The organism is Pseudomonas sp. W22_MBD1_FP4, assembly GCF_052113765.1.
In the GTDB taxonomy this organism is placed as follows: Bacteria; Pseudomonadota; Gammaproteobacteria; order Pseudomonadales; family Pseudomonadaceae; genus Aquipseudomonas; species Aquipseudomonas sivasensis.
This window is the reverse complement of record NZ_JBGQOI010000003.1, coordinates 102,522-117,456: the sequence shown is the minus strand read 5'-3', so window position 1 is coordinate 117,456 and position 14,935 is coordinate 102,522. Positions and strand designations below refer to the sequence as shown.

At 60.3% G+C, this 14,935-nt stretch carries 8 protein-coding genes; 4 read left to right on the top strand and 4 right to left on the bottom strand.

The window, feature by feature from the left end:
• Positions 1–99 precede the first annotated feature (99 nt).
• Positions 100–2,793, top strand: coding sequence for a GGDEF and EAL domain-containing protein (locus ACEN2T_RS05690; RefSeq protein ID WP_122753847.1), 2,694 nt, complete (start codon positions 100–102; stop codon positions 2,791–2,793).
• Between the two features lie 72 nt (positions 2,794–2,865).
• Complete coding sequence (gene msrA, locus ACEN2T_RS05685; protein ID WP_032890360.1) at positions 2,866–3,513, top strand: peptide-methionine (S)-S-oxide reductase MsrA; 648 nt, start codon at positions 2,866–2,868, stop codon at positions 3,511–3,513.
• 125 nt (positions 3,514–3,638) lie between these two features.
• Here msrA and ACEN2T_RS05680 read toward each other — a convergent pair whose 3' ends face one another.
• Positions 3,639–4,475, bottom strand: coding sequence for a 23S rRNA (adenine(2030)-N(6))-methyltransferase RlmJ (locus ACEN2T_RS05680; RefSeq protein WP_016975658.1), 837 nt, complete (start codon positions 4,473–4,475; stop codon positions 3,639–3,641).
• Between the two features lie 174 nt (positions 4,476–4,649).
• On the opposite strand from ACEN2T_RS05680, the gene ACEN2T_RS05675 reads away from it, so the two are divergent.
• On the top strand, positions 4,650–5,927 hold the full coding sequence (locus ACEN2T_RS05675) for an O-acetylhomoserine aminocarboxypropyltransferase/cysteine synthase family protein (protein ID WP_032890357.1): 1,278 nt from the start codon (positions 4,650–4,652) through the stop codon (positions 5,925–5,927).
• Here ACEN2T_RS05675 and ACEN2T_RS05670 read toward each other — a convergent pair.
• The 3 genes from ACEN2T_RS05670 to putP form a co-directional block, all read right to left on the bottom strand.
• Positions 5,913–6,638, bottom strand: a complete 726-nt coding sequence (locus ACEN2T_RS05670; RefSeq protein ID WP_442116432.1) for a DUF4123 domain-containing protein — start codon at positions 6,636–6,638, stop codon at positions 5,913–5,915. The genes ACEN2T_RS05675 and ACEN2T_RS05670 overlap by 15 nt on opposite strands.
• Before the next feature lie 15 nt (positions 6,639–6,653).
• Complete coding sequence (locus ACEN2T_RS05665) at positions 6,654–8,669, bottom strand: type VI secretion system Vgr family protein (protein WP_442116431.1); 2,016 nt, start codon at positions 8,667–8,669, stop codon at positions 6,654–6,656.
• Between the two features lie 169 nt (positions 8,670–8,838).
• On the bottom strand, positions 8,839–10,323 hold the full coding sequence (gene putP, locus ACEN2T_RS05660) for a sodium/proline symporter PutP (RefSeq protein ID WP_032890351.1): 1,485 nt from the start codon (positions 10,321–10,323) through the stop codon (positions 8,839–8,841).
• Between the two features lie 461 nt (positions 10,324–10,784).
• Between putP and putA the strand changes: the two genes are divergently transcribed.
• Positions 10,785–14,738, top strand: coding sequence for a trifunctional transcriptional regulator/proline dehydrogenase/L-glutamate gamma-semialdehyde dehydrogenase (putA, locus tag ACEN2T_RS05655; protein WP_442116430.1), 3,954 nt, complete (start codon positions 10,785–10,787; stop codon positions 14,736–14,738).
• Positions 14,739–14,935 lie beyond the last annotated feature (197 nt).

The following is a 14,935-nucleotide window of genomic DNA, read 5'->3' as shown; positions in this document are numbered from 1 at the left end:
TCTTGTCAGTCTGTGCCGCATGATGCAACCTTGCCACAGGCAACAAAAAAAGAGGGCGTGAGCCCTGCGCCGTGCGCGTTTTTTGAAGTGAGTCTCCCCATGAAAAGCCAACCCGATGTCGCCCGTATGGCGGCCGAGGTAGTGACGCAGTTACCGGTGCCTTCGCGCCTCGGTATGCTGCGTTTCGAGCGGCTTAATGAGGCAAGCTGGGCTCTCCTGTACCTTGACCCCAATTGCGAGCGCCAATTCGGCCTGCCTGCGGTCGAGTTGTGTGCCCTGCTCGGCACGCCATACGCCAGCCTGATGGAACCCCAGGCCCGCTATCAACTGCACGACATCATCCAGCAGCAATTGACCCAGAGCCCTCATTACCTGGTGCGCTACACCCTGCACACCAGTGACGGCCCCCTGAGCCTGCTGGAAATGGGCGAAGCCTATAAACAACACAATCGCCATCTGCTGCGCGGCTACCTGATGGTGGTTGATGGTCTGTTCAGCGAGCTTCCCTTACCCGTCCCGACCGAGGATCTGGAAAGCCAGAACAGCCGCCTGCAAATCGCCCTGGAGCTGAACCAGCGCGCCCAGCAGGAGCAATTGCAGCACCTTGAACGAGTGCGCGCCCAGCAGGAACTGATCCTGCTGCTGGCCCGCCAGCGCTACACCGCCAACAATTCGCTTCAGGAAGCCGCCGAGCTGATCACGCGCAGCGCCTGCGATATCTACCAGATCGACTGCGCCAGCATCTGGAACCTCGAAGACCAGCGCTTGGTGCCAATCTCGGCTTACCACCGCAATAACCAACAGCACCATCTGCCCGAACCCATCGATGCCAGCCGCTTCCCGGATTATCTGGAAGCCTTGCAAAGCAGCCGCGCCATCGACGCCACCAACGCCATGCGCGATCCGCGCACCCGCGAAATGGCCGAGAATCTACGCAACAGAGACATCCACGCCATGCTCGATGCGAGCATCCGCGTCGACGGCCAAGTGGTCGGCGTATTGTGCCTGGAGCAGTGCGGCAGCCCGCGTGACTGGCAGGCTGACGAGATCGCCTTCGCCGGCGAGCTCGCGGACCAGTTCGCGCAAGTGATCAACAACCACAACCGCCGTACTGCCACCAGCGCCCTGCATTTGTTCCAGCGTGCGGTGGAGCAAAGCGCCAACGCCTTTCTGCTGGTCAATTGCGACGGCGTGGTGGAGTACGTCAACCCAAGCTTCACCGCGATCACCCAGTACAGCGCCGAAGAAGTCCATGGCCACCGCCTGGCGCAATTGCCCGCCCTGGAAAACCTCAGCGAATTGCTGTTCGACGCCCCATCGAGCCTGGCCAAGAGCAACAGCTGGCAGGGCGAGTTCAAGAGCCGACGCAAAAACCTCGAGCCCTACTGGGGCCAGCTGTCGATTTCCAAGGTGTATGGCGACAACCGTGAGCTGACCCACTACATCGGCATCTACGAAGACATCACCCAGAACAAGCTGGCCCAGCAGCGCATCGAGCGCCTGGCCTACACCGATAACCTGACCAACCTGGGCAACCGTCCGGCATTCATCCGCAACCTCGATGAACGTTTTGCCCGCGACAGCGACAGCCCGATCAGCCTGTTGCTGGTGGACATCGACAACTTCAAGCGCATCAATGACAGCCTCGGCCACCAGACCGGCGACAAGCTGCTGATCAGCCTGGCCCGCCGCCTGCGCAACAGCCTGAGTGCCAGCGGCAGCCTGGCGCGCTTTGCCAGTAACGAGTTTGCGGTGTTGCTGGACGACACCGACCTGGAAAGCGGCCAGCAGGTCGCCAGCCAATTGCTGGCGACGCTCGACAAACCGATGTTCGTCGACAACCAATTGATCAGCGTCACCGGTTCCGTGGGCCTGGCCTGCGCGCCGCTGCACGGGCGCGACCCGCAGACCCTGATGCGCAACGCCGGCCTGGCCCTGCACAAGGCCAAGGCCAACGGCAAACACCAGGTTCAGGTGTTTACAGAGGCGCTGAACGCCGAGGCCAGCTACAAGCTGTTCGTGGAAAACAACCTGCGGCGCGCACTGACCCAGAACGAACTGGACGTGTTCTACCAGCCCAAGCTGTGCCTGCGCAGCGGGCGGTTACTGGGCATGGAAGCGCTGCTGCGCTGGAATCACCCGGAAAAGGGCATGATCCGTCCCGATCAGTTCATCAGCGTGGCCGAAGAGACGGGGCTGATTATCCCCATCGGCAAATGGATCGCCCGCCAGGCCTGCCGCATGAGCAAGCAACTGAGCGCCGCCGGCATGGGCAACCTGCAGGTGGCGATCAACCTGTCACCCAAGCAGTTCTCCGACCCGGACCTGGTGGCCTCGATTGCCACAATCCTCAAGGAAGAAGAGCTGCCGGCCAACCTGCTGGAGCTGGAGCTGACCGAAGGCCTGCTGCTGGAAGCCACTGAAGACACGCGCCTGCAACTGGATCAGTTGAAGAGTTTTGGCCTGACCCTGGCCATGGACGACTTCGGTACCGGTTACTCGTCGCTGAGCTACCTGAAAAAATTCCCCATCGACATCATTAAGATCGATCGCAGCTTTATCCATGAAATTCCGGACAACCAGGACGACATGGAAATCACCTCGGCCGTGATCGCCATGGCTCACAACCTCAAGCTCAAGGTCGTGGCCGAAGGCATCGAGACCGCCGAGCAACTGGCGTTCCTGCGTCGGCATCGCTGCGACGTAGGCCAGGGCTACCTGTTCGACCGGCCAATCCCCGGCGCAGAGCTGCTTGAGAAGCTCAAACGCTACCCGCGCGGGCCAATCGCCTGACAGCGCGGTAACACTCGGGCACACTGGCTGTCTGAATTCTTACCTTACTCAATCTGACTGAGAGGACTGATCATGGTCTTGCGCTCGGAAATTCTGGTGAACAAAAACGTGTTGCCTACTCAAGAACAAGCGTTGCCTGGTCGTGAAACCCCGATGAATCTGCCGGAGACGCACTTCGTCAACGGCAACCCACTGCTCGGCCCGTTCGTCGATGACGTGGGTTTTGCCATCTTCGGCCTGGGCTGCTTTTGGGGTGCGGAGCGCAGGTTCTGGCAGCGCGAGGGCGTGGTCAGCACCGTGGTCGGCTACGCGGGCGGCTACACGCCGAACCCGACTTACGAAGAAGTCTGCTCCGGCCTGACCGGTCACAGTGAAGTGGTGCTGGTGGTTTATGACCAGGCCAAAGTGAAATACGAAGACCTGTTGAAGATGTTCTGGGAATTGCACAACCCAACTCAGGGCATGCGCCAGGGCAACGATATCGGCAGCCAGTACCGTTCGGTGGTCTATGCGACCACGCCTGAGCAATTGGCGGCGGCGAAGGCCAGTGCCGAGACTTATCAGCAAGAGCTGACCAAATCCGGCCTGGGTGCTATCACCACGGAAATCGAAGAAGCCCCAACGGTGTACTTCGCCGAGGCGTATCACCAGCAGTACTTGGCGAAGAACCCGCAGGGCTACTGTGGGATCGGCGGGACCGGCGTGACCTGCCCGATCTAAAGCCGACGTAGATCAAAATGTGGGAGGGGGCTTGCCCCCGATAGCTGAATGTCAGTCAGTACATCTGTAGCTGACCCACCGCTATCGGAGGCAAGCCCCCTCCCACACTTGATCAGCGCCGAGGATTATTCGGCGATAAGCCAATCCATCTGCCACCCACCCTGGGTCTGGCCAAGCTTCTTGGACAGCCACGGCAGCAGTTCACGCAATTCCTCTTCCAGACCCCAAGGCGGGTTGGCAATCGCCAGGCCCGAGCCCGTCAAGGTGTTGGGCGTGTCCAGCGGATGCACCAGCAATTCCACACGCAGCAACTTCGGCGCACCGGTGCCGGCCAGGTCCTGGTAGAAGCGACGCAGCATGCGTTGATCCTTCACCGGGTACCAGATCGCCGCGACGGTTTGGCGCATGCGGCTGACGGCTTCCTTGAGGGAGGCGGCGCAGCGTTGCATCTCGTCGAGCTTTTCAAACGGCGGGTCGATCAGCATCAGCGCGCGTTTTTCCGGCACAGGCAGCAAGGCACGCGGCACATGCCAGCCTTCGCCCAAGTGCACTTTGACGCGGCGATCACCCTTCATATTGTCTTTGAGCAGCACGCCGTCCTCCGGGTGCTTTTCATTGAGCAACACGCGGTCCTGTGGGCGCGTGAGGCGCCGCGCCAATTCCGGCGAGCCAGGGTAGTAGCGTAACTGACCGTCAGGATTCATCTCGTGCAGCACGCGCATGTAATCGGCAGTCAGCGGCGGCAGGTCGCTTTCGCCCCATAGGCGCGCGATGCCTTCCAGATATTCACCCGTGCGATTGGCCTGGTCGCCTTGCAGGTCGTACAGACCAATCCCTGCGTGGGTGTCGAGGTAGGCGAACGGCTGCTCCTTGCGCGACATCAGGGCGATGAGGCGGGTCAAGGTCAGGTGTTTGAAGACATCGGCGTGGTTGCCGGCGTGAAAGGCGTGACGATAATTCATGGTTGCTCCTGCGCAGGGGGCGAAGTTTACCTTCTACGGGCGCAAAGGTGCAGGGCTGCATGCCGGGCGGTGCTTATGTCGTAAAAGCAGGACGGGGACTGAAAAAAATCTAAATGCTGGCGCCAAGGCGGATTTATTGTGGCCATCCACCATCCAGGGAGGTCAATAACAATCATGAAAGACGCCACCATCGCACTGCACCACGCCTTCAAGTCGGACCCGACCACCAAGGCCGTGGCCGTGCCGATCTACCAGAACGTCGCTTTCGAATTCGATAACGCCCAGCACGGTGCCGACCTGTTCAACCTCGACGTGCCCGGCAATATCTACACGCGCATCATGAACCCCACCAATGATGTGTTGGAGCAACGCATCGCCGCCCTCGAAGGCGGTATTGCGGCACTGGCCGTGTCGGCCGGCAGCGCGGCCATTCACTATGCGATCCAGACCCTCACTCGCGCCGGCGACAATATCGTCACTACGCCACAGCTCTACGGCGGCACCTACACCCTGTTCGCCCACTTGCTGCCCAGCTTTGGCGTCGACGTACGCTTCGCCCGCGACGACAGTGCCGCGGCCATCGCCGAACTGATCGACGACAACACCAAGCTGGTGTATTGCGAAAGCATCGGCAACCCGGCGGGCAATATCATCGACATCGAAGCCCTGGCAGAGGTCGCCCATGCCCGCGGCGTGCCGCTGATGGTGGATAACACCGTGGCCACACCGATCCTGTGCAAGCCAATCCAGTTCGGCGCCGACATTGTGGTGCACTCGCTGACCAAATACATCGGCGGCCATGGCAACTCCCTGGGCGGTGCAATCGTCGACAGCGGCACCTTCCCCTGGACCCAATACCCGGAAAAATTCCCCGGCCTCAACCAGCCCGAGCCGGCTTACCACGGCGTGGTCTACACCGAAAAGTTCGGCCCCGCCGCCTTCATCGCCCGCGCGCGCACCGTACCGTTGCGTAACACCGGCGCAGCACTGGCGCCCATGAACGCCTTCCTGCTGCTCCAGGGCCTGGAAACCCTGGCCCTGCGCATGGAACGCCATACGGAAAATGCCCTCAAGGTCGCGCAATTCCTCCAAGGCCATGCCGATGTGGAATGGGTCAGCTATGCGGGGCTGCCGGATCACCCCCATCACGCATTGGCGCAGAAATACCTGCAAGGCAAACCCTCGGCGATCCTTTCATTCGGCCTGAAGGGCGGGTACGCGGCAGGTGTGCGCTTCTACGACGCCCTGCAAATCTTCAAACGCTTGGTGAATATCGGCGACGCCAAGTCCCTGGCCTGCCACCCCGCGTCCACTACCCATCGACAAATGAACGAACAGGAACAGGCCAAGGCCGGCGTGAAGCCGGAGATGATTCGCCTGTCAGTGGGCATCGAGGCGATTGAAGATTTGATCGAGGACCTGCAACAGGCGCTGGGCTCAACTCAACTCTAAGGCCAGATATTCGGCCAACGCCCCATGGGTGATATCCGGCCGACGAGCGAAATAGGCGACCTTGTGCTGCAAGGTCGCCAACGTGAAGGCGGTGTACAGGTCGGGCCGCTGCTCTTCGAGCCATTGCAGCAGGTTATCAATCAAGGTTTGCGGTGACTGCTCTGCCAGGTGTGCCAAGAGCGATGCGGGGACTCGCCACCAAGGGCTGGTGTTGGCCTCGGTCGCAGGCCCCGTCGCGACCGTCAGCGGCTGGCCGTTGATCAAGTAGCGCTGGAACACCGGCAATACTTTTGCCGCCTCCTCGCCTAGCCCCTGCAACATCGGCAGACACTGGGTGCCATCCCAGAATCGCAAAAACACTTCCTGGCCATCCGGCAGATAGACCTTGGTCAAACTTTGGAGGTGCGCGATGACGACGTCTAACGGACTGGAAGATACCGCCAGCCACCCCCAATCCATTGTTTCAGTGGTTGCAGCCCATTCAAGAAAGGCGCTGTCAGGTTCGACGATGCCCAAGTAAGGCATGACCTCCTCCCATTCGGCGTAAGCCGTGCCTGTCCAAATTGATTGGGGCAGCGATGCGGCTGAGGTGGCTCGCCAGGCAGCAAGCGGATTGGCGTCGCTGGCAGCGCCCAACACCACGAAGAGCTGCTCATTGGGAAGCAGAGGGAATTGTGTAAGCCAAGCGCTGGGGATCAACCGTTCAGGCATGGGGATAACTTCCTTTTAAGGCTGAGCTGAATGAGCGATATCGCACTGCCCTCTCTTGCAGCGCTCACACTCTTCGCAAAAGGGAGCGCTACGTTTGAGGCTAGCCACCTGCACCAGGCTCAGGGGCGCGGGGATAACCGCCAACAGCTTCTCCTTCACTCCAGGCATCAACGGCGCTGCCACAGGAGCAGGACCACTTCCCAACTGAATCGGCACGCTGCTGAAAATACCGCCCGCAGACAACGTGATCGACTGCCCTCCCGCCTGGATCGTCACGATGGCCCCCGCATCAATAACAACGCTTTGGCCTGCACCGATCTGAATGGTCAGCCCAGCCTTTACCTGCTGCGAGCCGCCGATCACCAGGTGATCATCCTGCTTGAGTTCGGTGAGCCGATTGCCGTGAGTGATGCGCAGCTCTTCGCCTTGAAGCTCATGGTGCGACTCGCCCGCCACCCTGATACGACGTTGATTGTCGACCTCCACCCGCTGGTCATGCAGCACATGCTGGGTCCAATCTCGCTGGGCGCGCAGGTAAATTTCCTCGGCGCCCTTGCGGTCTTCGATGCGCAGTTCGTTGTAGCCACCTCCACCGGGGCTGCTCCGACTGCGCAAGATGCTGCGGGTTTTGTCGGCCGGTAGGTCGAGGGGCAGCGATGTCGCAGCGTTGGGCAGGCAACCCACCACCAGCGGCATGTCCATATCACCATTGACGAACCCCACCAGCACTTCCATACCCACTCGCGGAATAAGCACCGCACCATAGCGGTCATGGGCCCAACCGCTGGCGACACGCAGCCAGCAGCTGGAATGATCGTTGTGCTCCCCGGCTCGATCCCAGGCCAGTTGCACCTTGACCCGCCCGTATTCATCGCAGTGGATTTCACTGTCGGCGGGGCCAGTCACCACTGCGTTTTGATAACCCGCCAATGTCGGCCGCGGTTGCTCGGGCAAAGGCGGTCGGAAAATCACGTCCCACGGCGCAGCAACAAACTCGTTGCGATAACCCTGACGAAAATCGCCACCGGCGACCTCGGTCACCGCCTCCTCCAACACCTGGGGTTGCTTGCCTTCATGAGTGACGTGAGTCACCAACCACAAGTCATTCCATGGATCGCGCGGGTGACCGGTCAACGTAAGGAAATGGCCGCTGACCAATGCCGGCTCATCACCGCTGCCGCGGGCAATTCGATAGTCGCTACGGTGCCGCTCCAACCCCCGTTGCGCGAGGTACTTACCATGGGACCGGTCGCAAAAGTGGCCGGGATAGCCCTGCGCCTCAAGACGTGGCAGCTGTTCGCTGGCCACGTCACTCTCCAGCACCAGGCTAGGTTTACGGAAATCGTAGTCACGCAGGTTGACCGCCGTGGTGCGGGTTTCCAGTTGCACGGCAAAGCGCTTGATCGCGGGTGTATCCGCCACCATCCCTGAGCCTGGCATGTAGGGCGTTGGCTGATTGGGTTGGGCGAATACTGTTTGATCATCGCCAAATACCAGCAAGTGCCGTTCAGGCGAATGCTGGAAGTGATAGTGAATCCCCTCCTCAGCACACAGCCGCTGAATGAACGATAAGTCGCTTTCAGCAAACTGCACGCAATACTCGCGCTCGGGGTAAACACCGCTCAGGTGAAATTCGAATTGATCGGCAGGGACCCCCTGCTCTACCAGCACCCGCGCAACAATCTGCGGCACCGTTTGATGCTGAAAAATGCGCTGGTGACTGCTGTGGGCCAGGTAGGCCAATTGCGGCACGAGCTTGATCTGATAACGCGTCAGGCGCCGCCCGGAGTCGCCCTGCGCCACCCGATAGACCAGGCCGTGGACGCCATGGCCGAGCTCATCGAAACGCAGATAAACCTGGCGATGCAGCAAACTTTCCAGGTCGAGGTCAGGCTGCTCACTGACCAGTTCAAGGTCAAAACAGTACGGCTGGCTGATGGCTTCCGCACCGTGAAACTCAAAGACGTTGAGTTCACTGGGCTCCCCGTCGAGGGTCAGGGTAAAAGCACTTTGATTGGCAGGAGCGAACATCCGGTGTTTCTCTGCGAGGAGTAGGCGGTGGATTCTGCACCACTGTTTTGCACGGCAGAGCGCACGCCCGATAAATCAGCAACTCCCTACACACACGCGCAAAAAAAGGCCCGCCATCCGTAGGACGAGGGCCTTTTTTCAATTCGTAGAGCGCTTAACGCCCGGCGAATTACTTGTTGAGGTTGTAGTCTTTTTCCGCCGCATCAAAGCGCTCGACCATACCGGCGGTCGGGGCGCCCATCTTGCTCACGAAGAAGATCGCGAGGCTGGCGAAGATGAAGCCTGGGATGATTTCGTACAGGCCCAGCAGTTCGAAGTGCTTCCACACGATCACGGTGATCGCGCCGACCAGGATGCCGGCCAGTGCGCCGTTGCGGGTCATGTTTTTCCAGATCACCGAGATCAGTACCACAGGACCAAACGCCGCGCCGAAACCGGCCCAGGCGTAGCTGACCAGGCCAAGGACGCGGTTGTTTGGATTGGCAGCCATGGCGATGGCGATCAGCGCCACCAGCAGCACCATCAGACGGCCGACCCAGACCAGTTCAACCTGGGAGGCGGTCTTGCGCAGGAAGGTTTTGTAGAAGTCTTCGGTCAGGGCGCTGGAGCACACCAGCAGTTGGCAGCTCAGGGTACTCATCACGGCCGCGAGGATGGCCGACAGCAGTACGCCCGCGATCCATGGGTTGAACAGCAGCTTGGCCAGTTCGATGAACACACGTTCGTGGTTCTCGTTGACCGGGCCAGCCACTTCCGGGTGCGCCGAGAAGTAAGCGATACCGAAGAAGCCCACGGCCACAGTGCCGCCCAGGCACAGGATCATCCAGGTCATGGAGATACGGCGTGCGTTGGCAATCGACTTCACCGAATCCGCCGCCATGAAACGCGCGAGGATGTGCGGCTGGCCGAAGTAGCCCAGGCCCCAGCCCATCAGCGAAATGATGCCGATGAAGGTGGTGTTTTTCAGCATGTTGAAGTTGTCAGGGTTCTTCGCTTCGATCGCCAGGAAGGTCGTATCGACACCACCGGTGGCCAGCAGCACGATGATCGGCGTGAGGATCAGCGCGAAGATCATCAGCGTGGCTTGTACGGTGTCAGTCCAGCTCACTGCCAGGAAACCACCGACGAAGGTGTAGGCAATTGTCGCCGCAGCGCCGGCCCACAGAGCAGTCTCGTAGGACATGCCGAAGGTGCTTTCGAACAGACGGGCACCGGCCACGATGCCGGAAGCGCAGTAGATGGTGAAGAACACCAGGATGACCACTGCGGAGATGATCCGCAGCAGGCCGCTTTTATCTTCGAAACGGCTGGAGAAGTAATCCGGCAGCGTCAGGGCGTCGCCGTTGTGTTCGGTCTGTACCCGCAGGCGACCGGCCACGAACAGCCAGTTGAGGTAGGCACCGACGATCAGGCCAATGGCGATCCAGCTTTCCGACAGACCGGACATGTAGATTGCGCCCGGCAGGCCCATCAACAACCAGCCGCTCATATCGGAAGCACCGGCGGACAACGCTGTCACCACGCTACCGAGGCTGCGACCGCCAAGGATGTAATCGGAAAGGTTGTTGGTGGAGCGATAGGCCATGAAGCCGATCAGCACCATTGCTGCGATGTAGATCACGAATGTGATCAGAGTTGGATTACTTACGCTCATTTGAGTGACGCCCTGGCTTTGTTTTTATGTAGCGGCGGTCTGTCAGACGGCCACCCACTGGTCAGTGGGTAAACGTAGCTGCATGCCGCGCATTTATGACTGACGTTTCCCCAGGAAAGCCGTCAGCCGATGAACCCCGGTTTACGGATGGTTGCACCTTGGCCGCGAATGCTATTCAACAAAGCAAATAAGGTGCAACCAGTTTCTGGGGAATAAGTTGCACCTGAGTACAAAATCCGCAAACCACCCTGTTTTTGCTCCCTTTCGGAGCAAGAACAGCCGATCTAAGAAGTAAAAGCACCAAGACAAAGCGCATTCTGCTGGCGTCAAAATTAATTCGGATGAAGCGTCGAAAATTTCATGGATAAAAAGGGTTGCACCCGGTTGCACCTCTGCATGCGCAAAGCTAATCTTGCCGCCAGCTAATGCCACTCGGTAGTGGCACCCATGAGGATAAGAAAATGGCGACGACCACCCTTGGGGTCAAACTTGACGACCCGACCCGCGAACGCCTGAAGGCAGCCGCGACCTCCATTGATCGCACGCCGCACTGGCTGATCAAGCAGGCGATTTTCAATTACCTGGAGAAACTGGAGGGTGGTGCAACCCTGACCGAACTCAACGGTTTGAGCAGCAAGGATGCCGATGACGCGGGTGAGGTCCAGGCCGACCATGCGCACCAGTGCTTCCTTGAATTCGCCGAGAGCATCCTGCCGCAGTCCGTACTGCGTGCGTCCATCACTGCCGCTTACCGTCGCCCAGAGCCGGAAGTGGTGCCGATGCTGATCGAGCAGGCGCGTCTGCCGGCTCCAATGGCTGAAGCCACCAACAAGCTCGCCGCCTCGATTGCCGAAAAACTGCGCAATCAGAAAAGTGCTGGCGGTCGTGCCGGCATTGTTCAGGGCCTGCTGCAGGAATTTTCCCTGTCATCCCAGGAAGGCGTGGCCCTGATGTGCCTGGCCGAGGCGCTGCTGCGCATCCCGGACAAGGGCACCCGTGACGCGCTGATCCGCGACAAGATCAGCACCGGCAACTGGCATCCGCACCTGGGCAACAGCCCGTCGCTGTTCGTCAACGCTGCCACCTGGGGTCTGCTGCTGACCGGTAAACTGGTCGCCACCCATAATGAGGCCGGCTTGACCTCGTCCCTGAGCCGCATCATCGGCAAAAGCGGCGAGCCGATGATCCGCAAGGGCGTCGACATGGCCATGCGCCTGATGGGCGAGCAGTTCGTCACCGGCGAAACCATCGCCGAAGCCTTGGCCAACGCCAGCAAGTTCGAAGCCAAAGGTTTCCGCTATTCCTACGATATGCTCGGTGAAGCCGCACTCACCGAACACGATGCCCAGAAATACCTGGCGTCGTACGAACAAGCGATTCATTCCATCGGCAAAGCGTCTCACGGCCGTGGGATTTATGAAGGCCCGGGCATTTCCATCAAGCTGTCGGCACTTCACCCGCGTTACAGCCGTGCGCAGTACGAGCGCGTGATGGACGAGCTGTACCCGCGCCTGCTGTCCCTGACCTTGCTGGCCAAGCAATACGACATCGGCCTGAACATCGACGCCGAAGAGGCCGACCGCCTTGAGCTGTCCCTCGATCTGCTGGAGCGCCTGTGCTTCGAGCCGCAACTGACCGGCTGGAACGGCATCGGTTTCGTGATCCAGGCCTATCAAAAGCGTTGCCCCTATGTAATCGACTACGTCATCGACCTGGCGCGCCGCAGCCGCCATCGCCTGATGATCCGCCTGGTAAAAGGCGCGTACTGGGACAGCGAGATCAAACGCGCCCAAGTCGAAGGCCTGGAAGGCTACCCTGTGTATACCCGCAAGGTGTACACCGACGTTTCCTACATTGCCTGTGCACGCAAGCTGCTGTCGGTGCCGGAAGTCATCTACCCGCAGTTCGCCACGCACAACGCCCACACCCTGTCCGCCATTTACCATATCGCCGGTCAGAACTATTACCCCGGCCAGTACGAGTTCCAATGCCTGCACGGCATGGGTGAGCCGCTGTACGAGCAGGTCGTAGGCAAGGTTTCCGACGGCAAACTGAACCGTCCGTGCCGCGTGTACGCACCGGTCGGCACCCACGAAACGTTACTGGCTTACCTGGTGCGTCGCCTGCTGGAAAACGGCGCCAACACCTCGTTCGTTAACCGCATCGCCGACCAGTCCATCTCCATTCAGGAGCTGGTGGCTGATCCAGTGGCCAGCATCGAGCAAATGGCCACGCAGGAAGGCGGCTTCGGCTTGCCGCACCCGCGTATTCCATTGCCGCGCGACCTGTACGGCAGCGACCGCGCCAACTCGGCCGGTATCGACTTGGCCAACGAACACCGCCTGGCGTCGCTGTCCTGCGCCTTGCTGGCAACCGCACACAACAACTGGAAAGCCGCGCCGATGCTGGGTTGCGCCACCAGTGATCAACCGGCTGCGCCAGTACTGAACCCGTCTGACCTGCGTGATGTGGTTGGTCAGGTTCAAGAAGCTACCGTCGAAGACGTCGACAACGCGATTCAATGCGCCATCAACGCTGGCCCGATCTGGCAGGCCACCCCGCCCGCCGAGCGTGCCGCGATTCTGGAACGTGCCGCCGACCTGATGGAAGGCGAGATCCAACCGCTGATGGGACTGCTGGCTCGCGAAGCCGGCAAAACCTTCGCCAACGCCATCGCCGAAGTGCGTGAAGCTGTGGACTTCCTGCGTTACTACGCCGTACAGGCCCGTAACGACTTCACCAATGATGCACACCGTCCGCTGGGCCCAGTGGTCTGCATCAGCCCTTGGAACTTCCCGCTGGCGATTTTCAGTGGTCAAGTCGCAGCCGCATTGGCCGCCGGCAACCCGGTATTGGCCAAACCTGCCGAGCAAACCCCGCTGGTGGCTGCACAAGCCGTGCGCATCCTGCTGGAAGCCGGTATTCCGGAAGGCGTGCTGCAACTGCTGCCGGGCCAGGGCGAAAGCGTGGGTGCCCGCCTGGTCGGTGATGATCGCGTCAAAGGCGTGATGTTCACCGGTTCCACCGAAGTCGCGCGCCTGCTGCAACGCAATGTCGCCGGCCGCCTGGATGCCCAGGGCCGTCCGATCCCGCTGATCGCCGAAACCGGTGGCCAGAACGCGATGATCGTGGATTCTTCGGCACTGACCGAACAAGTGGTCATCGACGTGGTGTCGTCGGCCTTCGACAGCGCCGGCCAGCGTTGCTCGGCCCTGCGGGTACTGTGCCTGCAGGAAGATTCGGCAGACCGCGTCATCGAAATGCTTAAGGGCGCCATGGCTGAATGCCGCCTTGGCAACCCGGAGCGCCTGTCGGTAGACATCGGCCCGGTGATCGACGCCGAAGCCAAGGCCGGCATCGAGAAACACATCCAGGCCATGCGCGACAAAGGCCGCAATGTGTACCAGGTGGCAATTGCCGACGGTGAAGAAATCAAGCGCGGCACCTTCGTGATGCCAACCCTGATCGAACTGGAAAGCTTTGACGAACTGCAACGCGAGATCTTCGGCCCGGTACTGCACGTGGTGCGCTACAAGCGCAAAGAGATCGACCAGCTCATCGGCCAGATCAACGCCTCCGGCTACGGCCTGACCCTGGGCGTGCACACCCGTATCGACGAGACCATCGCCAAGGTGATCGACAACGTCAATGCCGGTAACGTCTACGTGAACCGCAACATCGTGGGTGCCGTGGTCGGCGTGCAGCCGTTCGGCGGCGAAGGCCTGTCGGGCACTGGCCCGAAAGCCGGTGGTCCGCTGTACCTGTACCGCTTGCTGTCGACCCGTCCTACCGATGCGATTGAGCAATCCTTCGTACGTGGCGACACGTTGACTGCACCGGATGTGCGTCTGCGCGACGCGATGAGCCAACCGCTGACCGCCCTGAAAACCTGGGCCGACAGCAATTCGTTCAGCGAGCTGAGTGCTCTGTGCAGCCAGTTCGCCGCGCAATCCCAAAGCGGGATCACCCGTCAGTTGGCGGGTCCGACCGGCGAGCGCAACAGCTACGCCATCCTGCCCCGCGAGCACGTACTGTGCCTGGCGGAAGTGGAAGGCGATCTGTTGACTCAACTGGCGGCCGTATTGGCCGTCGGCGGTTCGGCGGTATGGCCGGAAACTGACCTGACCAAGGCCGTGCTCCTACGCTTGCCGAAGGAAATTCAAGCGAAGATCAAGCGCGTGGCGGATTGGACCAAGGACGAGGTGGTGTTTGACGCCGTCCTGCATCACGGTGATTCAGACCAACTGCGTGCGGTGTGCCAGCAAGTGGCACAGCGCGGTGGGGCGATTGTCGGGGTGCATGGCTTGTCTCAGGGCGAAACATCCATTGCCTTGGAGCGCCTGGTGATCGAACGGGCGTTGAGCGTTAACACCGCTGCAGCGGGCGGTAACGCCAGCCTGATGACCATCGGCTAACTGACGAAACGCGGTAAACATGTGGGAGGGGGCTTGCCCCCGATTGTGGTGGATCAGTCAACTTATCTCTGGCTGACCCATCGCTATCGGGGGCAAGCCCCCTCCCACATTTGATCGCACTTCAAATGATCATCTGTGTTTTGCCACTCCATCACTTAGATCAATCTTGCTGTTCACCCTTAATTCGCGCACTTAGA

Excerpts from the sequence above, each read along its gene's own strand:
- ACEN2T_RS05675 (WP_032890357.1), top strand. The coding sequence starts at position 4,650 with ATGAAAGACGCCACCATCGCACTGCACCACGCCTTCAAGTCGGACCCG.
- ACEN2T_RS05665 (WP_442116431.1), bottom strand. The coding sequence starts at position 8,669 with ATGTTCGCTCCTGCCAATCAAAGTGCTTTTACCCTGACCCTCGACGGG.
- ACEN2T_RS05690 (WP_122753847.1), top strand. The coding sequence starts at position 100 with ATGAAAAGCCAACCCGATGTCGCCCGTATGGCGGCCGAGGTAGTGACG.
- msrA (WP_032890360.1), top strand. The coding sequence starts at position 2,866 with ATGGTCTTGCGCTCGGAAATTCTGGTGAACAAAAACGTGTTGCCTACT.
- putP (WP_032890351.1), bottom strand. The coding sequence starts at position 10,323 with ATGAGCGTAAGTAATCCAACTCTGATCACATTCGTGATCTACATCGCA.
- putA (WP_442116430.1), top strand. The coding sequence starts at position 10,785 with ATGGCGACGACCACCCTTGGGGTCAAACTTGACGACCCGACCCGCGAA.
- ACEN2T_RS05680 (WP_016975658.1), bottom strand. The coding sequence starts at position 4,475 with ATGAATTATCGTCACGCCTTTCACGCCGGCAACCACGCCGATGTCTTC.
- ACEN2T_RS05670 (WP_442116432.1), bottom strand. The coding sequence starts at position 6,638 with ATGCCTGAACGGTTGATCCCCAGCGCTTGGCTTACACAATTCCCTCTG.